The sequence below is a fragment of the Cellulomonas biazotea genome, from assembly GCF_004306155.1.
GTDB lineage: Bacteria > Actinomycetota > Actinomycetes > Actinomycetales > Cellulomonadaceae > Cellulomonas > Cellulomonas biazotea.
Genome location: NZ_BIMR01000230.1, coordinates 1 through 19,655, shown reverse-complemented (window position 1 = coordinate 19,655; position 19,655 = coordinate 1). Strand labels below are relative to the sequence as shown.

General features: G+C 75.2%; 22 protein-coding genes and 1 riboswitch. Of the genes, 8 read left to right on the top strand and 14 right to left on the bottom strand.

Annotation, left to right across the window (positions count from 1 at the left end):
- Window positions 1-166 precede the first annotated feature (166 nt).
- A riboswitch (glycine riboswitch) is annotated at window positions 167-260 on the bottom strand.
- Window positions 261-294: 34 nt separating this feature from the next.
- Window positions 295-570, bottom strand: a complete 276-nt coding sequence (locus tag CBZ_RS14515) for a hypothetical protein (RefSeq protein ID WP_130782225.1) — start codon at window positions 568-570, stop codon at window positions 295-297.
- A 285-nt stretch (window positions 571-855) separates the two neighbouring features.
- Here CBZ_RS14515 and CBZ_RS14510 point away from each other — a divergent pair, with 285 nt between their 5' ends.
- The 5 genes from CBZ_RS14510 (at window position 856) to CBZ_RS14490 (ending at window position 3,693) form a co-directional block, all read left to right on the top strand.
- On the top strand, window positions 856-1,377 hold the full coding sequence (locus CBZ_RS14510) for a MogA/MoaB family molybdenum cofactor biosynthesis protein (RefSeq protein WP_130782224.1): 522 nt from the start codon (window positions 856-858) through the stop codon (window positions 1,375-1,377).
- Complete coding sequence (locus CBZ_RS14505; RefSeq protein ID WP_130782223.1) at window positions 1,374-1,796, top strand: molybdenum cofactor biosynthesis protein MoaE; 423 nt, start codon at window positions 1,374-1,376, stop codon at window positions 1,794-1,796. The genes CBZ_RS14510 and CBZ_RS14505 overlap by 4 nt, the downstream gene beginning before the upstream one ends.
- Window positions 1,797-1,810: 14 nt before the next feature.
- Window positions 1,811-2,923: a GTP 3',8-cyclase MoaA gene (moaA, locus tag CBZ_RS14500; RefSeq protein WP_373862183.1), complete on the top strand. Its 1,113-nt coding sequence runs from the start codon at window positions 1,811-1,813 to the stop codon at window positions 2,921-2,923.
- 72 nt (window positions 2,924-2,995) lie between these two features.
- The gene (locus CBZ_RS14495) at window positions 2,996-3,232 is read left to right on the top strand and encodes a hypothetical protein (protein ID WP_130782222.1); all 237 of its coding nucleotides are present in this window, start codon (window positions 2,996-2,998) and stop codon (window positions 3,230-3,232) included.
- A complete protein-coding gene (locus tag CBZ_RS14490; RefSeq protein ID WP_130782221.1) occupies window positions 3,229-3,693 on the top strand; it encodes a type II toxin-antitoxin system death-on-curing family toxin in 465 nt (154 codons plus the stop codon). The genes CBZ_RS14495 and CBZ_RS14490 overlap by 4 nt, the downstream gene beginning before the upstream one ends.
- Window positions 3,694-3,701: 8 nt before the next feature.
- On the opposite strand, the gene CBZ_RS14485 is transcribed toward CBZ_RS14490, so the two are convergent.
- From CBZ_RS14485 to CBZ_RS14440, 10 genes are all read right to left on the bottom strand, one after another.
- Window positions 3,702-4,328, bottom strand: a complete 627-nt coding sequence (locus tag CBZ_RS14485) for a GNAT family N-acetyltransferase (protein ID WP_130782220.1) — start codon at window positions 4,326-4,328, stop codon at window positions 3,702-3,704.
- Between the two features lie 120 nt (window positions 4,329-4,448).
- Window positions 4,449-4,745, bottom strand: coding sequence for a MoaD/ThiS family protein (locus tag CBZ_RS14480; protein WP_307720761.1), 297 nt, complete (start codon window positions 4,743-4,745; stop codon window positions 4,449-4,451).
- Window positions 4,742-5,017, bottom strand: coding sequence for a DUF6457 domain-containing protein (locus CBZ_RS14475; RefSeq protein WP_130782219.1), 276 nt, complete (start codon window positions 5,015-5,017; stop codon window positions 4,742-4,744). Before CBZ_RS14475 ends, CBZ_RS14480 begins: the two co-directional genes overlap by 4 nt.
- Window positions 5,014-5,694 carry a molybdenum cofactor guanylyltransferase gene (mobA, locus tag CBZ_RS14470; protein WP_130782218.1) on the bottom strand — a complete coding sequence of 227 codons (681 nt, stop codon included), beginning with the start codon at window positions 5,692-5,694 and terminating at the stop codon, window positions 5,014-5,016. The genes CBZ_RS14475 and mobA overlap by 4 nt, the downstream gene beginning before the upstream one ends.
- A gap of 10 nt (window positions 5,695-5,704) precedes the next feature.
- A complete protein-coding gene (gene moaC / locus CBZ_RS14465) occupies window positions 5,705-6,181 on the bottom strand; it encodes a cyclic pyranopterin monophosphate synthase MoaC (protein WP_130782217.1) in 477 nt (158 codons plus the stop codon).
- On the bottom strand, window positions 6,178-7,470 hold the full coding sequence (locus tag CBZ_RS14460; RefSeq protein WP_165446789.1) for a molybdopterin molybdotransferase MoeA: 1,293 nt from the start codon (window positions 7,468-7,470) through the stop codon (window positions 6,178-6,180). Before CBZ_RS14460 ends, moaC begins: the two co-directional genes overlap by 4 nt.
- Before the next feature lie 204 nt (window positions 7,471-7,674).
- On the bottom strand, window positions 7,675-10,035 hold the full coding sequence (locus CBZ_RS14455; protein WP_130782215.1) for an LPXTG cell wall anchor domain-containing protein: 2,361 nt from the start codon (window positions 10,033-10,035) through the stop codon (window positions 7,675-7,677).
- Between the two features lie 183 nt (window positions 10,036-10,218).
- Window positions 10,219-11,376, bottom strand: coding sequence for a ThiF family adenylyltransferase (locus CBZ_RS14450; RefSeq protein WP_130782214.1), 1,158 nt, complete (start codon window positions 11,374-11,376; stop codon window positions 10,219-10,221).
- A gap of 71 nt (window positions 11,377-11,447) precedes the next feature.
- A complete protein-coding gene (locus CBZ_RS14445) occupies window positions 11,448-11,840 on the bottom strand; it encodes a TFIIB-type zinc ribbon-containing protein (RefSeq protein WP_130782213.1) in 393 nt (130 codons plus the stop codon).
- A 134-nt stretch (window positions 11,841-11,974) separates the two neighbouring features.
- On the bottom strand, window positions 11,975-13,144 hold the full coding sequence (locus CBZ_RS14440) for a pyridoxal phosphate-dependent aminotransferase (protein ID WP_130782212.1): 1,170 nt from the start codon (window positions 13,142-13,144) through the stop codon (window positions 11,975-11,977).
- Between the two features lie 51 nt (window positions 13,145-13,195).
- Between CBZ_RS14440 and CBZ_RS14435 the strand changes: the two genes are divergently transcribed.
- On the top strand, window positions 13,196-14,200 hold the full coding sequence (locus CBZ_RS14435) for a magnesium and cobalt transport protein CorA (RefSeq protein WP_130782211.1): 1,005 nt from the start codon (window positions 13,196-13,198) through the stop codon (window positions 14,198-14,200).
- Between the two features lie 36 nt (window positions 14,201-14,236).
- On the opposite strand, the gene CBZ_RS14430 is transcribed toward CBZ_RS14435, so the two are convergent.
- Window positions 14,237-14,752 carry a low molecular weight protein-tyrosine-phosphatase gene (locus CBZ_RS14430; RefSeq protein WP_130782233.1) on the bottom strand — a complete coding sequence of 172 codons (516 nt, stop codon included), beginning with the start codon at window positions 14,750-14,752 and terminating at the stop codon, window positions 14,237-14,239.
- A 143-nt stretch (window positions 14,753-14,895) separates the two neighbouring features.
- Window positions 14,896-18,012 carry an esterase-like activity of phytase family protein gene (locus CBZ_RS14425; RefSeq protein ID WP_218022779.1) on the bottom strand — a complete coding sequence of 1,039 codons (3,117 nt, stop codon included), beginning with the start codon at window positions 18,010-18,012 and terminating at the stop codon, window positions 14,896-14,898.
- A 245-nt stretch (window positions 18,013-18,257) separates the two neighbouring features.
- Here CBZ_RS14425 and CBZ_RS14420 point away from each other — a divergent pair, with 245 nt between their 5' ends.
- Window positions 18,258-18,776: a hypothetical protein gene (locus CBZ_RS14420; RefSeq protein WP_130782210.1), complete on the top strand. Its 519-nt coding sequence runs from the start codon at window positions 18,258-18,260 to the stop codon at window positions 18,774-18,776.
- A gap of 57 nt (window positions 18,777-18,833) precedes the next feature.
- A complete protein-coding gene (locus tag CBZ_RS14415; RefSeq protein ID WP_165446787.1) occupies window positions 18,834-19,268 on the top strand; it encodes a hypothetical protein in 435 nt (144 codons plus the stop codon).
- Window positions 19,269-19,321: 53 nt separating this feature from the next.
- Here CBZ_RS14415 and CBZ_RS14410 read toward each other — a convergent pair.
- On the bottom strand, window positions 19,322-19,655 hold a 334-nt coding region (locus tag CBZ_RS14410; RefSeq protein WP_130782208.1), incomplete at its 5' end, for a M24 family metallopeptidase.

Genomic DNA, 19,655 nt, shown 5'->3' with positions numbered 1-19,655 from the left:
CGGCACGGACGTGTGGGCTCCCCGCTCTGTCATCCGCACGCGCAGGGCGCACGACCTGAGAGTTTTGCCGGTCCGCCGTGGCCTGTGGTGGCCCGGGGCGCGCCGGCTTGCACCGTCGGTGGGCCCTGCCGGCGTGGTGCCGGGTCGGGCCGCTTTCCAGAGTTGCCTCGCCGTCGCGGTACAGGGGCCTGAGAGATTCCCGGGGAGGGTTGCTCCTTCGGCGTCCGGCACGTGGGCCGGAGCTCTCCCGCGTCGGTTCGAGCAGCGTGTTCAGTTGTCGCGTGCTTCGAGGCGTCAGCCTACCCGCCGTGAGGCGCGGGGCCTCCGCCACGTCCGGCGGTCACCCCGTCGGTCGTCCCGATGCCCTCCGGCGTCGTGCTCACGCCCGGCACGACGACGACGGACCGTGTCGACCGCGAGCCACGCACCGCCGGCCAGCGCGAGGACCGCGGCGACGGCGATCACCGTCGAGCCGCGCGTCGCCACGCGCAGGACCGCCAGCCCGACGACGAGGACGACCGCCGCGTTGAGCAGCAGACGCCGCTTGCGCCGCCAGTCCCGCGGCGTCATCCGCGGCCGGGCCGGGTCGGGGGGCGTCGCGTCACGCGCCCATCGTGCCGCACGGCCGGCCGGGGCCGTCGGTCGCGCCTCGTTCCGTCCGGCGCGGATCCGCCCGGCCGTCGCCCGGCGTCCTGGCAAGCGCGGCCGGCACCGGTGGACGCACCGGCGGCGAGCCCCGGGGGCCGGACGCGAGGACCAGCAGCTCGGGGGACGGCGGCGACGCCTTGGCCCGGGCGGGTTTTCCACGGTACGAGCACCCCGGGCGACCGGAGCGTGCGTCGTTAGGCTGACGCGATGACGACGGACGGCACGCGCGGCCCCGACAGCACCGGCGGTGCGCGTCGCGCCACGGTCGTGGTCGTGTCCGACCGCTCGGCGGCCGGCACCCGCGAGGACCGCTCCGGTCCGCTCGCGCGCGACCTGCTCCGCGCCGCCGGTCTCGACGTCGGGGCACCGGTCGTCGTGCCCGACGGTGCGCTGCCCGTGCAGCACGCGATCGAGGCCGCGGTGCGCGACGGTGCGCGCCTCGTCGTGACGTCGGGCGGCACCGGGGTCGGACCGCGCGACCACACCCCGGAGGGCACACGGGCGGTCGTCGACCGCGAGCTGCCCGGGATCGCCGAGCTGCTGCGGCGCGAGTCGGCGCGGACCGTCCCGACGGCCGTCCTGTCCCGGGGCCTCGCGGGGGTCACGCCGGACGGGGTCGTCGTCGTGAACCTGCCGGGGTCGCCGGGCGGGGTGCGCGACAACCTCGCGACGCTGATCCCGCTGCTCGACCACCTGCTCGACCAGGTCACCGGGGGTGACCACGGATGACCGTGCTCGCGCGGATCGAGGACCGGCCGCTTGACCTGCTGTTTCACGTGGAACACGTGAGCGACCCGCGGGCCGGGGCGGTCGCGACGTTCGTCGGGCTGGTCCGCGACCACGACCCGTCCGTCGAGGGAGAGGTCGTCGCGCTGGAGTACAGCGCGCACCCCGACGCCGCCGCGGTGCTCACGCGCCTCGCGGAGCAGGCCGCGGCCGACGACGACGTCCTCGGGCTGGCCGTGAGCCACCGGGTCGGGCGACTCTCGGTCGGCGAGGCCGCGATCGTCTGCGCCGTCGCGACCGCGCACCGCGCGGAGGCGTTCGAGGTCTGCCGGGCGCTCGTCGAGGTCGTCAAGGCCGAGCTGCCGGTCTGGAAGCGGGAGGTCCTCGCGGACGGCTCCCACGTGTGGGTGGGGATGCAGTGACGGACGATGGCGGCATGACACCGGACGAGCCGACGGCGAGCACGCCGCACGAGGGCGCGACGCCCCCGCGGTCGACACCCGCGCTGTCCGGCTCCACCGTCCCGGCGGACGGGTCGACGGCCACGCCCGTCGCGCCGCTCGTCGACCGGTTCGGGCGCCCGCACCACGACCTGCGGATCTCGCTCACGGACCGCTGCTCGCTGCGCTGCACGTACTGCATGCCCGCCGAGGGCGTCCCGTGGCTCGCCCGCCAGACGATGCTCTCGACCGACGAGATCGTGCGCGTCGCCCGGGTCGGCGTCGACCTCGGCATCACCGAGATCCGCCTGACCGGCGGCGAGCCGCTGCTGCGCGTCGACGTCGTGGACGTCGTCCGCCGACTCACGGCCCTCACGGGCCCGCACGGCAGCCCCGAGGTCTCGCTCACGACCAACGCGCTGCGCCTGCCGGCCCTCGCCGCCCCGCTGCGCGACGCCGGGCTGTCCCGCGTGAACATCAGCCTCGACACGCTCGACCGCGGCCGGTTCATGGAGCTGACCCGGCGCGACAAGCTCGTCGACACCCTCGCGGGCATCGCCGCCGCCGACGCCGCGGGCCTGCACCCGGTGAAGATCAACGCCGTCGCGATGCGCGGCGTCAACGACGACGAGGTCGTCGCCCTGACCCGGTTCGCGGTCGACCGCGGGTACCAGATGCGGTTCATCGAGCAGATGCCGCTCGACGGCGGGCACACGTGGGACCGCACGCAGATGGTCACGCAGGCGGAGATCCTCGACCGTCTGACCTCGGCGTTCACCCTCACCGAGGTGCCCGGGCGCGGCGCGGCCCCCGCGGAGCTGTGGACCGTCGACGGCGGCCCGGAGACCGTCGGCGTCATCGCGTCGGTCACCGCCCCCTTCTGCTCCGCGTGCGACCGGCTGCGGCTCACCGCCGACGGTCAGCTCCGCGCGTGCCTGTTCGCGCAGGACGAGGTCGACGTGCGGGCCGTCGTGCGCGACGCGGAGGTCGGCGACGAGGCCGTCGCGGAGGCCTTCCGGCGCTGCCTGGCGGGCAAGAAGGCCGGTCACGGCATCGGCGAGCCGACGTTCCGGCAGCCCGACCGCCCGATGAGCGCGATCGGCGGCTGAGACACCCCTGGTATCTGCTGGATATCCGTCGTAGCCTGGTATCTCCTAGCCACCCTGGAGGAGTGCATGGCCATGACGCTGCGGCTCGACGCCGCCGACGAGGACCTCCTGCGGGCGGTCGCCGACCGCGAGAAGCGCACCATGACCGACGTCGTCGCCATCGCGGTCCGCGAGCACGCGGCGCGCCTGCACGCCGCGGACGAGGACGCGGCACTCGCGGCGCGGGCCGAGCGACGCGCTGCCGCCGCCCGGGCGATCCGCGAGTCGATCGCCGACAACCGCGAGGCGCTCGACCTGCTGTCGCAATGACCGAGTACCTGTACGTCGAGATGGAGGACGCGCTCGACTTCTGCGAGCTGCTCGGCCTCTACATCCGCGACGAAGGCGCCCTCGCGTCGGCGCTGACGCGTGCCTCTGCCGTCGTCTGGGGAGTCGAGGCCTACGAGGGCCTCCACGCCAAGGCTGCCGCACTCCTCGACGGACTGAACCGCTCCCACCCCCTGCTCGACGGCAACAAGCGGCTGGCCTGGACGCTGACCGACGTCTTCTACCGGCTCAACGGGCTCGCGCTGCGGGCCGAGCCGCGCGAGGTCGACCACTTCGTCCGGACCGTGGGCGGCGACACCCACCTGTCGATCGAGGAGATCGCTGCCTGGCTCGAGGCACATGCCGTCGAGATCGCACCGACCCAGGCAGCGACACCCCCGCACGACCCCGAGCTACGCGAGCTCCTGCGCCGCGCCAACCGCCGGGCGGACGAGGAGGACTGACCCGCGCGTCAACGCGGCGGGCCGGTCCACTCGCTCGCGAGCAGCGCGTAGACGAACGCGTCGTGCCAGACGGGGTGCCCGTGCTCGTCCGTCGTGAAGCTCGCGGCCTGGAGGTGGTGGCCCTCGCGCCGCATCCCGAGCCGCTCCAGCAGCGTCCACGAGCGGCGGTTGCGCGGGTCGCACCGGGCGACGACGCGCCGCGCGTCGAGGACCGCGAACGCGTGGTCCAGCAGCGCGGCGCACGCCTCCGTCGCGTAGCCCTGCCCCCACCGGTCCGGGTGGAACACGTACCCGAGCTGCCAGGTGCGCCACTCCGTCGGCCCGTCCTCGGCCAGGTACAGGTTGCCCACGAGGGCTCCCGTGGGGCGCAGGGTCACCGCGACGAACGCCGGGTCGTGCGCGCGGCGCGCGGCCTCCCGGGTCGCGGCGTCACGGTCGAGGACGCCGTACGGCTCGAACCGGACGGCCTCGGGCCGCGAGAGGTAGGCATGGAGCGCGGTCGCGTCGTCGGCCCGGAACGGCCGGAGGTGCAGGCGGGCCGTCGTGAGGTCGATCGGGCGGCCGGCGACCGGCCCGGGCGTCCCCGTGCGGGCGCGGACGTCGCTCGTGCGCGCGTCGGGGCGCGGGACGGTCATGGGCCCAGGCTCGCGGCCGACCTGCGTCCCGGACAGTGACCTACGTCCCCGTGCCTACGTCCCCGCGCGACGGACCGACCCGGGACACGTCGTCGCAGGTCGGCAGCGTCGACCGACCGGTCAGCCGCCCGCGAACGGGGGCAGCACGTCGAGCGTGCCGCCGTCGGGGACCTCGTCGTCGCCCTCGACGCGCGTGCCGGCGGCGAGCAGCGAGCAGCGCGTCAGGACCTCCGCGAGCGCGGCGCCGTGGCGACGGGTCATCTCGGCGACCAGGTCGGCGGCCGTCCCGCCCGGCAGCGACTCGGTGTCGCACCCGGCGGCCTCGGCGGCCGCGGCGAAGTAGCGGACGGTCACCGTCCCGACCGTCGGCACCGGGTCCGTCCGCGGGGTCTCCGCGACGGTCGGCCCGTGCGTCACGGCAGCACGTTCTCGTCGGACGACCAGGCCAGCGCGGCCCGCTCGACGGTCGCGAGGACGTCGTCGCCCGAGCGCCCCGCGGCGACCGCCAGCCCGGCGACGAACATCGTCACCGGCACCGCCGGGCGCGCGACGGTGTGCGCCACGTCCGCGGCCACGCCGAGGATGCGGTCGACGTCGACGAGCGCGGGGTCGACGCCCAGCTCACGGGCGATGTGCTCCACCCAGGCGGGCAGGTCGGCGCCGGGCGCCTTGCGGGGGTCGATGCTCACGGTGTCCTCCGGTCGTCGTCGCTGGGTCCGATGCTGCCACCTGCGGTCAGGCGCGTGTCGAGCCGGTGGACGTCGTCCCACGTGTCCGCGTCCGCGCCGGCGTCGTCGGGGTCCGGCACGTCCACCAGCCGCAGACCGTCGACGACGCGGCGGACCGACGCGTCGCGCGGGCCGTCGGGCAGCGCCGCGAGCGCCGCGTCGAGCGCCGAGCGGCGGTACGCGGCGAGGAGGTGCTGCGGCGACCCGTCGGCGGCGACGAGGCGGGCACCGTCGACGTCCGGCGCGGCGTGGGCGGCGGCGAGCAGCGCAGGCACGACGCGCGCGGCACCGGGCACGTCGCACGCGAGGACGACGACGAGCGGGTCGTCCGCTGTCATCGGTGGGTCCTGCGGGGCGTCGGACGGACGAGTCGCAGGCGGGAGCGACGCGAGGCCCGCGGCGAGGCCCGCGACCGGGCCGCCGAACGGCGGGTCCTCCTGCACGGTCGGCACGCCGGGCCGGCCGACGGACGCAGGCCCGACGAGGACGATCGCGCGGGCACCTCCGACCGCGGCGAGCGCGTGGTCGACGAGTGCACGGCCGCCGACCTGCACGGACGCCTTGTCGACGCCGCCGAGCCGCCGCGCGCGCCCTCCCGCGAGCACGACCGCGTCGAACGGCACCTCGTCGGACGTCATCGCGTCGCCGTCACGGCTCGCGGTGCCAGTCGCCCGACTTGCCGCCCGTCTTGGCCTCGAGGCGGACGTCCGCGATCGACACCGACTTGTCGAGGCCCTTGACCATGTCGACGACCGCGAGCGCGGTGACGGACACGGCGGTCAGCGCCTCCATCTCGACGCCCGTGCGGTCGGCGGTGCGGACGGTCGCCTCGATGCGCACCCCGTCGTCCCGCACGTCGAGGTCCACGACGACGCCGTGCACGCCGATGACGTGCGCGAGCGGCAACAGCTCGGCGGTGCGCTTCGCGGCGGCGATCCCGGCGACGCGCGCGACGGCCATGACGTCGCCCTTCGGCACGGTCCCGTCGCGCAGCGCGGCGACGACGTCCGGCCCGCACACGACCCGACCGGTCGCGGTCGCGGAGCGGACCGTGGGCTGCTTCTGGGTGACGTCGACCATGCGGGCGTGCCCGGCGGCGTCGAGGTGGGTGAACGGCTGGGTCATGGGGCGATCCTCAGGACGGTGACACGGTCGCCGGGCGCGACCTGCTCGATCTCGGCGGGGACGACGGCGAGGCCCTCGGCGACGGCGAGGCGGGCGACCAGGTGGGACCCGGACCCGCCGGCGGTGGCGCGGACGACGTGCGGCGGTCGTGCGTCGGCGGTGCCGGGCGCCGTCGACAGGCTCGCGGGACCGGCGGTGCCGCGGTCGTCGCGCGCGACGTAGGGCCGCACGAACCGGACGGGCATCACCTGGGCTCGGCCGGGCGGTGTGCGCCAGCCGTCGTCGACCACCGCCGTCGTCGTCGGGCGCTCGACGTCGGCCAGCCCGCGCATCCGCAGCAGGGCGGGCCGCACGAACACCTCGAACGACACGAACGAGCTCACCGGGTTGCCCGGGAGCGCGAACACCGGAGTCCCACCCGGCAGCCGACCGAGCCCTTGCGGCTTGCCGGGCTGCACCGCGACGGGCAGGAAGTCGACACCGGGCTCGTCGCGCAGGGCGGCCTTGACGACGTCGAACGCGCCGACGCTCACCCCGCCGGACGTCACGACCGCGTCGACGTCGGTGTCGTCGTCGAGCCCGCGCAGCAGGTCCCGCAGCGCGTCGGGGTCGTCGCCGACCGGTCCGAGCCGCACCGGCTCACCGCCCGCGTCCCGGACGGCCGCCGCGAGCAGCCACGAGTTCGAGTCGGGGATCTGTCCGTGCGCGAGCGGCGTCCCGGGCGGGACGAGCTCGTCGCCGGTGCTGACGACCGCGACCCGAGGACGCCGGTGCACCGGCACGTCCGCGACCCCGACCGACGCCACGGCCGCCACGTGCGCGGGTCCGAGCAGCGTCCCGGCGGCGACGACGAGGTCACCGGGCGACGCGTCCTCACCAGCCCGCCGCACGTGCGAGCCGATCGCCTTCGCGGCCCTGACCTGCACCGTCACCGTCCCGGCGTCGGTGTCCTCGACCGGCACGACGGTGTCCGCTCCCGGCGGCACGGGCGCGCCCGTCATGATGCGGGCCGCCGTCCCCGGCTCGACGGTCGGCGTGCCCGACGTGCCAGCGGGCAGGTCCGCCACGACCCGCAGCGTCACCGGCGCACCGGCCGTCGCGTCGCGGACGTCGTCGGCCCGCACCGCGTAGCCGTCCATCGCGGAGTTGTCCCACCGCGGCAGCCGCTCGCTCGTCCGGACGTCCTGCGCGAGGACCGCCCCCAGCGCCGCGTCGAGCCCGACGACGACCTCCGGCAGCGGTGCGGCGAGGGCCAGCGCGGCCGCCCGGTGCTCGTCGAGCGTGCGCATCGGGCTGTCGGTCGTCGGCACCCCTCGATCCTGCCATCCCCACCCCGCGCACCCGCGCGGGCGACCGCCGGGACAAAGCACGTCCGCCGCGGTCGGCGCCACCGGGCCCCACCAGGCCGCCGCCGCGGGAGACAGTGGGGTGGTGCACGCCCTCCGGTCGCACCCGACGGCGGCTGGGCGCGTCCTGGCCCGCGTCGTCCTGCCTCAGGGAGAGGTGCCCGCCCGGCGCCGCAGCATGACGAGCGCCCCGCCGACCAGGATCAGGCCGAGCGCGGTCGGGACGATCCAGGGGTCGGAGAAGCCCGTCGCGGGCAGCCTCCCGCCCCAGGCCGCGCCGGGCGCGCCGGTGCGCTGGGCGACCGTGCGGCTGCCGGAGCCTCCCGACGGAGCGGCGGGGTCGGCGGGAGGCGGTGCGACGGTGCCGGAACCTGGCGGGTCGCCAGGGCCGGGCGCCGGCGGGTCGACCGGGCCGGGGTCCGGCGGGTCGGTCGGCTCGGGCGCGATCTGGACGATCGGACCACCGCCCAGCCACGCCATGCTCTCCGCGCCCTCGGCGAAGGTGCCGACGGCGTCGCCGGCCGGGGCGGCGGCCAGCGGCACGCTCACCGCGTCGTAGAGGGAGGACTGCACGGTCGCCGGCAGGGTCGGGTGCTCCTGCTGGAACTGCTCTGCCGGCATCGCCTCACGCGGCGTGTCCGGGAGCGTGACACCGCCGACGATGTCCATCCAGTACTCCATCTCCCCGAACGTCCACTCGTACCGGAAGAGCGGCGTGCTCAGCTGGTCGAGGTACTCGTCGAAGACGTCCTGCGGGTCCCACGCCGTGCGCGCCGGCCACGCCGAGACGTCACCGGAGCCGATCACGTCGTGGAATGCGCCCGGACGCTCGGCGTCGCGCTCCTTCAGCCACTGGGCGGCCACCCGGGACGTGTACACGCGACGCAGGTCCGCGTACTCCGGGGCGGTGTTCACCCGCTGCTCCAGCAGCGGCGCGAACGTGTCGGCGATCCGCTGCGTGTTGCGGTCCACCACGTCCTGCGGCGCGCTCTCGCAGAGGTCCTCCCCCTGGCCCGGCGGGCGCCAGTCGATGTCCATCGGCTCGTACCGGGCCGCCAGGGGCGCGTCGAGGATGTACAGCTGGTCGCCGTCCTCGCGGACGGTCGCCGGCTCGGGCTCGACCCACATCCGGTACGACCCGTGGCAGATCAGGCCGTCGGAGGTGCGCTCCATCGAGTCCCAGAACGCCTTGCCGTGCTCCGTGGCCGGGTCCATGTACGTGTTCTGCGTCTCCTTGAACCGCAGGTCCGCCTGCAGCAGCACGCGCCCCGCGTCGGTGGTCGCGAACTGCGGGTCGATGATCGACTCCGGCGTGTCCGGGTTGAGGTTGACCCAGAACTGGCTCTGGTCGAGGGACAGCCAGGTGAACAGCGCGTCCGAGGACAGGTCGAGCGCGGCCTCGCCCCCGTACCCCGGCTCGGCCTCGCCGTCGTCCGGCAGCTCGGCGGCGGAGAAGGCGTACCCGAAGTCCTTGGTCTGCGGGTTGTCGGACACGTAGTGCAGCTCGAGCGACGTCCAGTCGATGCCGCCCGGGCGCCGCGGACCGAAGCCCTGGCGGCGCTGGTCGTTCGAGAAGTCCTCCGCGAGGCGCCGGGCCTCGCGCGCATCGGCGGCCGTCCGGCCCGAGCGCTGGGCGAGGTCCTTGGCGGCGCCGCCGGTCGGCCTGTTCTGGTCGGGGCTCATGGAGCTGTTGCCCGGGTTCGGCGCCGGGTTCTGCAGGCGCGCGGTGGACTCCAGCACGACGTACCGCACGCCGTGCTGGTTCATCAGCCGGACCTGCCCGGGCAGCGGCTCCTGGCTGAAGACGTAGTACACCTTCCAGCTCGACCCGCGCATCAGCGCCTGGTCGGCCCGCAGCTGCTCGAGCTTGAGCGGTGAGCCACCGGACTTGAGCTCGTAGGCGACCTCCCGGGCACGGTTCACGGAGTCGTACCGGCGGTCGTACCCGAGGTTCTTCTCCTTCGCGAGCTGCGTGTCCTCGCACATCCAGTCCGGGCCGCCGAGCTTCAGGCGCCGCCCGACGTTGCGGTGGAACCCGTCGCCCCGCGAGTCGTTCGCCATGTTCGGGATGTACGTGTTGCGCCAGCGCTCCCACTCCCAGTCGCCGCCGCTGTTCGCGTACTCCTTCCAGCGCCGGAGCATGTGGTCCTCGGACCCGGCAGGGAAGCTCTTGTACTCGCCCTGCAGCGCGTCGAGCTCCGCACCGGTCGGCGCCGCACGGTTCCGGAACGCCTCGGCGGAGTTCTCGTACGTGTAGTCCGGGATCTTCTCCTTGTGCCCCGCCGGCACGTTCTTCCCGCCGGGCAGGTCGTCGTCGCCCGCGATGCCGTCGATGCCGTCGATCAGCTCGTCGCACTGGATGTCGAAGCGGGGTGCGGCCTCCACCTCGCCGACCGGGACGAGCACGACCGTGACGGCGAGCGAGAGCCCGGCGGCAAGACCGAGCAGGCCTCGGAGCCGGTCGCGGCGCCGCTGCGGGCGCGGCAGGTTGCGGCGTGACACGTCCACTGGGGCCCCCTCAGACCAGCGCCGACGCAAACCCCGCCAGGCTGTCGGAAACCGTGCAGAACGGTCAAGGGGGTTTACCGGGGCCTCGGACTGCGGCCGCTCGACCCGACGTCAGCGGGCTTCGGATCACCCAGGGAGAAGGACCGTCGTACGACCTCAGCGACCGGCGGGACCAGGGGGGCGTCAGGCCCGGGTCGCGAGCCAGGCGAGCACGCCGCCGTCGACGTTGACCGCGTCGACCCCCTCGGCCCGGAGGAACCGCGCGGCGACGAGCGAGCGCGCCCCGACCTGGCAGACCACGAGCACGGGACGGTCCCGAGGAAGGTCGGGGAGGGCCGACCCGTCGAGGACGCGTGCGAGCGGGACGTGCGTCGCGCCGGGGATCGCCACGGCCGCGAGCTCGGCCGCGTCGCGGACGTCGACCACGAGCGTCGCGGGGTCGGCGGCGAGCCGGTCCGCGAGGTCGGCGGCGCTGATGCGCGGGACGTCGGCGTCGAGGAGTCGGACGGGCGCGACCTGAGGCGAGGGAGACGGCGTGGCGGACGGCTGGTCGGCCTGCGAAGCGGGTCGCGCGGTGCCGACGAGCGGGACCTCCGACCACCGCCCGCGCAGGGCGTCGACCACGAGGACGCGGCCGAGCAGCGGTTCGCCCAGGCCGGTGACGAGCTTGACGACCTCGGTCGCCATGACGGATCCGACCTGCCCGCACAGCGCCCCGAGCACCCCGGCCTCGGCGCACGACGGGACGGTGTCGGGCGGCGGCGGCGCCGGGAACAGGTCGCGGAGCTGCACGGCTGGGACGCCGGCGGGCGGGCTGCCCCAGAAGACGGTGGTCTGCGCGTCGTAGCGGAGCACCGACCCCCACACCTCGGGGACGCCGAGGCGGACGCACGCGTCGTTGACCAGGTAGCGGGTGGGGAAGTTGTCGGTGCCGTCGACGACGACGTCGTAGCCGCGCAGGACGTCGTCCACGTTCGACTCGTCGAGGCGCACCGCGTGGGCGATCACGCGGACGTCCGGGTCCAGCGCGGCGAGCGCGTCGCGCGCGCTCTCGACCTTGGGGCGGCCGACGTCCGCCGTCCCGTGGACGACCTGGCGCTGCAGGTTCGTCACGTCGACCACGTCGTCGTCGACGACCCCGATCGTCCCGACGCCGGCCGCGGCGAGGTACTGGAGCACCGGCGCCCCGAGCCCTCCGGCCCCGACGACGAGCACACGCGAGTTCCGCAGCCGGCGCTGGCCGTCGATCCCCAGTCCCGGCAGCAGCAGGTGCCGCGACCCGCGCGCCACCTGGGCGGCGGTCAGGGGCGGGCCGACGTCGACGAGCGGGGGCAGCGGCACGTCGCCCAACCTACGTCGCAGCGGGCGGGCGGGGTACGTCACGGGACCGTCGCAAAGAGGCGCCGGGCCCGTCAGAAGTCGAAGAGGTCCTCCAGCCAGGACTCCTTCTTCTTGCGGCGGTACCGCGGGTCCTGGCTGCCGTAGCGCGGGTCGCCGCCGTACCGCGGGTCGCGGCCGCGGTCGTCGTACCCGCGACGGTCGTCGTAGCCCCGCCGGTCGTCCGAGCCGCGCCGGTCGTCGTACCCGCGCTGGTCACTGCCCGCGTACCGCGGGTCGGGTGCCGGGCGCGCGGGCGGGACGGCACCGCCGACACCCAGGCCCGGGTCGGGCGAGCCGGCGCGGTCGAGGATCTTGTCGAGCTCGCCACGGTCCAGCCAGATGCCGCGGCACGTGGGGCAGTAGTCGATCTCCACCCCCTGCCGCTCGGACATGACGAGCTCGGCCTGGTCGACGGGGCAGCGCATGGTCGGTCCTCCCGAGGGCGTTCGACGGTCGACGGGTCAACGCACGACCTTCCCCGATGGTGCCCGCGCGGCGACGACGGCGCCCGGCGGACGGGCCCGCAACCCGCCGGGGCGTCGGGACGTCGGGACGGGGCTCAGACGCCGAGCGTCCCCTGCCACCGCACGATCCGGTCGACGGCCTCCCGCACCACGTCGAGCGACGACGCGAACGACAGCCGCACGAACCGGTGCCCGTCGACGGGGTCGAAGTCGGTGCCGGGCGTCAGCGCCACCCCGGCCTCGTCGAGCAGCCGCGCGCACCACGTCACCGAGTCGAGCCCGGACGACGACACGTCGCCGTACAGGTAGAACGCGCCGTCGGCGGGTGCGACGTGCGTCCAGCCGAGCTCGGGCAGGCGGTCGAGGAGCAGTGCGCGGGACCCGGCGTAGCGCTCGACGTTGGCGCGGGCGGCGGCGTACCCGTCGGGGCTGAACGCGGCGACGCCGGCGTGCTGCGCGAGGGCCGGCGGGCACAGGGCGACGTTCCCGGCGAGCGCGTCGACGGGTGCCACGAGGTCGTCGGGCAGGACGAGCCAGCCGAGCCGCCAGCCCGTCATCGCCCAGTACTTGGAGAACGAGTTCACGACGACCGCCCCGCCGTCGAGGTACTGCGCGGCGGTCGCGACCTGCGCCACGTCGTCGTAGGTGATGCCGTGGTAGATCTCGTCGCTCACCAGCCGGACCCCGTGCTCCGCGCACCAGGCGGCGAGGTCGGCCAGCGCGGCGGGGTCGATCATCGTGCCGGTCGGGTTGGCGGGGCTCGCGACGACCAGCCCGTCGAGCGGTCCGTCGAGGGCCTCGAGGTGCGCGACCGTCGGCTGGAACCGCGACTCGGGCCCGCACGGCAGCTCGACGACCTCGCAGCCCAGCGCGCGCAGGATGTTCGTGTACGCCGGGTAGCCGGGACGCGCGAGGGCGACGCGGTCGCCGACGTCGAACGCCGCCAGGAACGCCAGCATGAACCCGCCCGACGACCCGGTCGTCACGGCGATCCGCGCCGGGTCGACCTCCAGGTCATACCAGGTGCGGTAGTGCGTCGCGATGGCCGCCCGCAGGCCCGGGGCGCCCAGCGCCTCCGTGTACCCGAGGTCGCCCGACGTGAGCAGCTCGATCGCGCGCTGCCGCACGACGTCCGACGCCCCGGTCGACGGCTCGCCCGCGCACAGGTTGAGGACGTGCTCCCCGGCGGCGCGCCGCGCGTTGGCGGCGGCGAGGATCTCCATGACGGCGAAGGGCGGGACGTGCGCGCGGGCGGCGATCTTCACCTCACCCATCCTGCCGTGCCGGGCTCGACGCGGCGGGCCGGGCAGAGCAGCATGCGGAGGGTGATCGTCGACTGCGCCCTCTACACCCACGGCGTCCGGCAGCACCGGCTCGACGACGTGTTCGCCGCCGCCCGCGAGGCCGAGCGGGAGAACGGCTTCGTGTGGATCGGGCTCGTCGACCCGTCCGCCGACGAGTTCGACGCACTCATCGAGGGGTTCTCCCTGCCCGAGCTCGCCATCGAGGACGCGATCCGCGCGCACCAGCGCCCCAAGCTCGAGCGCTACCCCGACCTGACGTTCGCGATCGTCAAGCCCGTCCGGTACGTCGACCACGCCGAGGTCGTCGACGTCAGCGAGCTCGCCGTGTTCGTCGGCCCGCGGTTCGTCGTCGTCGTGCGGCACGGCGACTCGACCGTCCCGGCACGCGCCCGGCGCGCGCTGGAGGGCGACGCGGAGACCATGGCGCTCGGCCCGTGGGCCGTCCTGCACCGGCTGCTCGACCTCACCGTCGACGAGTACCTGGACGTCGCACGCGACGTCGACGTCGACCTCGACGAGATCGAGGACCAGGTCTTCGGGTCGCCGCCCGGGCAGGACCACGCCGAGCGGATCTACCGGCTCAAGTCCGAGGTCCAGCAGTTCCGGCGGGCGGTCGTGCCGCTCGTCGGCCCGCTGCACCGGCTCGCGTCCGGCCACGTCCCGGGCGTGCCGGAGGAGATGCAGCAGTTCTTCCGCGACGTCGAGGACCACGCGCTGCGGGTCGCCGACTCCATCGAGGCAGCCGACACGCTGCTCACCGGGGTGCTCGCCGCCGACCTCGCGCAGGTGACCGTCGAGCAGTCCCGCGTGAGCGTCCAGCAGAACTCCGACATGCGGAAGATCTCCGCGTGGGCCGCGATCGGGCTCGTCCCGACGGCCATCGCGGGGATCTACGGCATGAACGTCCGCAACCTGCCTGCGGCCGAGACCTCGTTCGGGTTCTGGGTGGTGCTCGTCGTCATCGGCGCCGCGTGCGTGCTGCTGTACCGCGCGTTCCGGCGCAACCGCTGGCTGTAGCGACCGTCGTCGTGCGGCGAGGCGGGCGTGGTCCGATCAGCCCGCGGGGGTCGCGTCCCGGGCCGCGAGCGCCGCGCGGACGTGCGCGACGACGCCGTCCGCGGCGGCCTCGACCTCCGCGAGGCACGTCTCGAAGTCCTCCGGCCCGCCGTACCAGGGGTCGTCGACGTCGAGGACGTGCTCGGGCTGACCGGGCGCGACGACGGGCGCGGCGGGATCGAACGCGCGGTACATGACGACGTGCTCGGCGCCCGTCGACCCGGCGAGGCGGCGCAGCGCGCGGGCGTGCTGGGACGTCATCGCGAGGACGAGGTCGCGCGCGGGCAGGTCGGACGCCCGGACCTGGCGGGCGCGGTGGCCGTCGCCGGACGGGTAGCCGTGCGCGACGAGCGAGGCGCGGGCCCGCCGGTCGACGGGACGGCCGTGCTCCTCGTCGCTGATCCCCGACGAGTCGACGACGACCCGGTCGCCGAGGCCAGCTGCCTCGAACCGGTCGCGCAGCACGACCTCCGCCATGGGCGAGCGGCAGATGTTGCCGGTGCAGACGGTCATCACGCGGTACGGCTGGGTCACCGGACCATCCTCGCGCACGGGGCAGGCCGGCCGGTCACGCGCGACGACCCCGTCCTGGTGCCCGACCGCGGTGCGGGAACGGGCGTCAGGACGGGGTCGTCGACGGGTTGGTCGTCAGACCGTCAGCGGCGGCCGACCACGAACCGGGCCGCGCGGGTCGTCGCGGCCAGCGACGGCCGACGACGGGTCGCGACGGTCGCGATCCCGCCCGCGACCAGCAGCGCGGTCGCGACGAGCGCGACCGTCCGCACCCCGTCCGCGCCCGTCGTGGCGAGCGCCCCCGACCCGGCGACCGACCCCGCGCCGGCTCCGGCACCGCCCGGTGCCGCGAGGACCTGCACCTGCACCCACACGGTCCGGCCGTCGACCTGCCCGACGAGCGCGAGCCGGTGCGTTCCGGTGGCGACGTCGGACGGCACGGTCAGGCGTGCCTCGACGGCACCGGACGCGTCGGCCCGGGCCCACCCGAGCGCGGTCGGCGTCGAGAACAGCCAGCCCTGGACCCACTCGCCGGGCGCGAACCCGGTCGCACTGACGGTCACGGTGCCGCCCGGGCGGAGCGTCCCCGTGACGGTCACGCCGCCGCGCGTGGCGTCGGTGAGGTCGTCGGCGGTCGGCGTGAAGCGCGGGGTCTCGGGACGGGTGGGCCCGGCGCCCGGCACGTCCGACGGCCCGGACGGCGACGGCGACGGCCCGCCCGAGGGCGTCGGCGAGGCAGAGGGCGTCGGCGTCGCGCCCCCGCCCAGGTGCCCCGCGAAGACGTCCGCCGCGGCACCGAGCGGCAGGAGCACCGTCTCGCCGGTCGCGTCGACGACCCCGTCGTTGTCGGTGATCGCCCAGACGGTGCCGTCGCCGCCGATCGTCAGGCCCTCGAGCTTCTCCTGGGTCCAGCCGTGCGTGGCGCGCATGTCGGGCAGGACGTCGTGGGCGAGGTCCTTGGTGAGCGTGCCGACGGTGCCCGGGGCGGGGTCGACGGCGGGCAGGTCGACGGCGTAGACGCGCTTGACCTGCGCGTCCGGGCCGTTGCGCTTGTCGCGCTCGATGACCGCGAGGGTGTCGTGGTCGACGACGGTCACCTCGGACAGCCCGATCCAGTCGCCGGCCGCGGACGTGGTCGACAGCGGGTAGGCGAACCACGTCCACGCACCGCCGTCGACGTCGTACCGGCCGATGCGGGCGGTGCCGGCGAGGCCACCCGGGTCGGTCGTCAGGCCACGCTGGAGGGCGACGAACACGTGCTCGCCGTCGTCGTCGACGGCGGTGGCGACGCCTTCGACGCCCCACTTGGTGAGACCGGCGGTGACGTCGGCGGGCAGCGCGACGGTCTCGACGACGGCCCCGCCGGCGTCGACGCGCACGAGCTGGTTGCCCGCACCCGTGGCGCCCTCGACGCCGAGCCAGAACCCGCCCGCGGACCGCGCGGCCACACCCTCGACGTCGAGCCCGACGGGGGTGCCGTCGCGGGTGACGGTGACCTCGCGGTCGATCACCGCGGGGGTGCCGGCGACGTCGAGCGACAGGAGCCGCGTGGGCGTGTTCGCGGCGTCGGTCGCGGACCAGAGGCGGTCGTCGTCGGCTGGGTCGGCGGTGAGGGCACCGAGCGCGCCCCAGCCGATCGGGTTCCCGGCCGCGTCGTCGGCGGACACGACCGACGGGAAGGCGGGCGACCCCGCCACGTCCGCGTACGCGGGTCCGCGCCCGAAGACCGTGACCGACGAGCGGACGAGCGCGGACGCGTCGTCCTCCTCGCTCGACACGAGCAGCAGGTCGCGCGACGGCACGGGCAGCAGGCCCTCGGGGCCGTTCGTGGTCGCGAGCACCTGGACGAACCGGGGTGCGGCGGCGTCGCTCACGTCGTACACGGCGACGACGTTCGACCGCTCCGACCCGACGAACGCGTAGGGCGTGCCGCCGAGCGTCGCGACGGCGAGGCCCTCGACCTCGACGCCCTTCTTGGCGGCGCGGTCCTCGGTGTGGACGCCGACGCGCACGGCGAGACGCTCGACCTCGGCGCCCGCGTCCCACACGACGGTCCCGTCGGTCGCGAACACGGTCCAGCCGCGCGTGCCGCCCTTCCAGTCGCCCTCGTTGGCCGTGGCGAGGTGCCCGGCGTCGAGCCACGCGACCGCGTCGGGCTCGCGCGGCGTCGCGGGGATCGACCCGGTCTGGTCGATGCGGCCGTCCTTCTTCACGTCGATGCCGGACACGGCGACCGACCCCGCGCTGAAGACGCCGGTGACCGCACCGGAGGCGAGGTCGACGAGCGCGACGCCGTTGTTCTCCTGGAGCGTGACGGCGACGGTGGTGCCCGTCGGGTCGATCGCGACGTACTCGGGCTCGGGGTCCTGCGGGGTGTCGATCCCGGCGGCGACGAACGACGGCAGCGCGGAGCCGTCGCCCGCCGTGAACGGCACGGTGCGCGTCGACCACGTCGCCGGGTCGGTCGTGTCGGGCAGGTCGAGCAGCTGCACGAACCCGGCGGGCGCCTGCGGCAGGTCGCCCTCGTCGGCGCCCGCGGGCGTCGCCTCCTCGTCACGCTGGTTCTCGATCGCGATCGCGGCGCGGTGCCGGTCAGGCGACAGCGCGATCGAGTCGGGCTGGCCGCCGAGGTCGAGCGTCCGGACCAGCGCGTGCGTGTCGAGGTCGACGACCGCGAGCAGGCCCGACGGGTCGGAGAAGGACTCCGAGGTGTCGACGACGACGAGCACGTGGTCCCCCACCACGGCGACCGACGTCGGCTCCGCGTGCTCCCCGACGCCCAGCCCGGCCAGGTCGAGCGTGCCGAGGCCCGTCGGGGCGGACGGGTCGGTGACGTCGACGAAGCCGATCCGGCGCGCGAGCGCGTCGGTGTGCACGAAGGTCCGGCCGTCGTCGCTGATCGCGGAGATCTCGGCGACGGTCTCGGCCGCGGCGTCGGTGCCGGCGGGCCGGTTGAGGTACACGGGGTAGGTCGCGAGGCGGTGGAACGCCTCCTGCGCGGTCGGCGTCGTCCAGCCGGCGGCGGCCAGACGCTCTGACGGTGCCGCGGCTGCGCTCCCCTGGATCGTCTCCTGGGCCGCGGCGGTGGTGGCTGCCATGCCCGCGACGAGTGCGGCGGCGGTCGTCGTCAGGGCGACGGTCGCGGCGACGGCACGACGGGGTGCGCGCGAGGTGGCGACGGGACGGTCGGCAGGGCTGACGGCACGGCTGTCGGCCGTGCGGTCGACGCGACGGTCGACGGCGGGCTGCGGACGCAGCATCGAAGGGCTCCTTGCTCGGGGGTGTCGGCCCGAGGGTGTCCGCGCGCCGTGTCGCGGGGTGAACCCGCAGGTGAACGCGGTGCGTCGATCGGTCGACGAACCGCGGACCGGCGACGACGCGTCACCACGGCGAGGTCCGACACGTCCGCCGGTTACCGTGGCGCGCCGGGTGGACCACGTCGCCCGCGCGCCGACCGGCCGCTGCGCCCACGTGGCGGCGCGAAGCACCCACGAGAGGAACCCGCATGCCCGTCGACCCGGCCGACCCCACCGGCCCCGCGGGGCCCGTCCCGCCCGTCGAGCCCGTCGCCGTCACCGACGCTGCGTTCCTCGCGGCCCGTGACCGGGCCGTCGCCCGTCACGACGGCCTGCTCACCGGCCGGTTCGTCCTCGTCGACGGCGAGCTGCGGCGCACGACGTGGCGCGCGGCCGCGCCCGGATGGGTCGAGGTCCAGGTCCACGACGTCCCCGCCGGGACCATGGGCGAGCTGGAGCTGGTGCGCGAGGAGCGCGTCGCCCTCGACGTCCTCGTCACGCCGTTCGCCGACCACCCTGACGGTGCCGTGCTCGAGCCGAGGCGCCGGCAAGGGGACCAGGTCCACACGGTGTGGCGACGGGACAAGAACGCCGACCGCGCCGAGACGATCCCGGCGGGGTTCCTGTGGGAGAAGAACGACGACTACTACGCCGGCACGGTGCCCTGGGACGACCTCGGGCCGGTCCGCTACGAGTACCGGGTCTTCCCCCGCCGGACGACCGCCTGACGTGGGCGTCCTGAGCGGCGCAGCCGCACGGAAGACGTTGGGGGTCGGATCATGCGCGTGATCTACACCGAAATTCTCGCCCTATTGACGCGCACCGATCGCTCCCGCGCCGAATCTCGTCGGCTCGCCGAGATCGAGATCGCGCGGACCCTCGACGAGTCGCCGCCCGACTTCCCGCGTCTGCGGCGACTGCTTCTGATCGGAACCACGCTGGGATCGACGACGGGGTTCGTGGTGTTCTTGATCGGTCTGGGTGCAAGCATCGCGAGCGGTTCGGATGTCTTCATCGACGTCGGTGCCTGTGCCGGGGCGCTGCTCTGGGCCGTCGGTGCCACACAGTGGTTGCGCTGGCTGGCGGTCCCGGTGCAGGAACGTGCGTGGCGAGGTCGCGACGCACCACTTCCCTGGTTCCTGCGCCCGTCGTGGTTCGACCTCTTCGTCGCGCTGTGCGCTGCGACGCTCGTCGTCGGTGCCGTGCTCGGCGGCACCTAGGGGGCCAGCGGCCTCCGCCGCCGGGTTGAAGCGGCGAGTACGACCGCCAGCCGTCAGTCGCGCGCCGTCAGCACCACGGGGCCGTCGGGCGTGAGGGCGACGGTGTGCTCGGCGTGGGCCGCGAGCGACCCGTCGGCCGTGCGGATCGTCCAGCCGTCGTCGTCGACGACGTAGTCGTCCCCGCCCGCCATGAACCACGGCTCGATGGCGACGACCAGCCCGGTCTTGAGCTTGAGGCCCGTGCCGGGGCGGCCGAGGTTCGGCACGTGCGGCTCCTCGTGCATGGTCCGCCCGACTCCGTGACCACCGAAGTCGGCGTTGATGCCGTACCCGGCGGCGCGGCCGACCTGCCCGATGGCGGCCGACACGTCGCCCATCCGACCGCCG

What these genes read in the sequence shown, in the direction of transcription:
- CBZ_RS14490 (WP_130782221.1), top strand. Translation starts at nt 3,229, where the DNA reads ATGACCGAGTACCTGTACGTCGAGATGGAGGACGCGCTCGACTTCTGC.
- moaC (WP_130782217.1), bottom strand. Translation starts at nt 6,181, where the DNA reads ATGACCCAGCCGTTCACCCACCTCGACGCCGCCGGGCACGCCCGCATG.
- CBZ_RS14445 (WP_130782213.1), bottom strand. Translation starts at nt 11,840, where the DNA reads ATGCGCTGCCCCGTCGACCAGGCCGAGCTCGTCATGTCCGAGCGGCAG.
- CBZ_RS14425 (WP_218022779.1), bottom strand. Translation starts at nt 18,012, where the DNA reads ATGCTGCGTCCGCAGCCCGCCGTCGACCGTCGCGTCGACCGCACGGCC.
- CBZ_RS14495 (WP_130782222.1), top strand. Translation starts at nt 2,996, where the DNA reads ATGACGCTGCGGCTCGACGCCGCCGACGAGGACCTCCTGCGGGCGGTC.
- CBZ_RS14435 (WP_130782211.1), top strand. Translation starts at nt 13,196, where the DNA reads ATGCGGAGGGTGATCGTCGACTGCGCCCTCTACACCCACGGCGTCCGG.
- CBZ_RS14420 (WP_130782210.1), top strand. Translation starts at nt 18,258, where the DNA reads ATGCCCGTCGACCCGGCCGACCCCACCGGCCCCGCGGGGCCCGTCCCG.
- CBZ_RS14460 (WP_165446789.1), bottom strand. Translation starts at nt 7,470, where the DNA reads ATGCGCACGCTCGACGAGCACCGGGCGGCCGCGCTGGCCCTCGCCGCA.
- mobA (WP_130782218.1), bottom strand. Translation starts at nt 5,694, where the DNA reads ATGACGTCCGACGAGGTGCCGTTCGACGCGGTCGTGCTCGCGGGAGGG.
- CBZ_RS14510 (WP_130782224.1), top strand. Translation starts at nt 856, where the DNA reads ATGACGACGGACGGCACGCGCGGCCCCGACAGCACCGGCGGTGCGCGT.
- CBZ_RS14485 (WP_130782220.1), bottom strand. Translation starts at nt 4,328, where the DNA reads ATGACCGTCCCGCGCCCCGACGCGCGCACGAGCGACGTCCGCGCCCGC.
- CBZ_RS14430 (WP_130782233.1), bottom strand. Translation starts at nt 14,752, where the DNA reads ATGACCGTCTGCACCGGCAACATCTGCCGCTCGCCCATGGCGGAGGTC.
- CBZ_RS14505 (WP_130782223.1), top strand. Translation starts at nt 1,374, where the DNA reads ATGACCGTGCTCGCGCGGATCGAGGACCGGCCGCTTGACCTGCTGTTT.
- moaA (WP_373862183.1), top strand. Translation starts at nt 1,811, where the DNA reads ATGACACCGGACGAGCCGACGGCGAGCACGCCGCACGAGGGCGCGACG.
- CBZ_RS14515 (WP_130782225.1), bottom strand. Translation starts at nt 570, where the DNA reads ATGACGCCGCGGGACTGGCGGCGCAAGCGGCGTCTGCTGCTCAACGCG.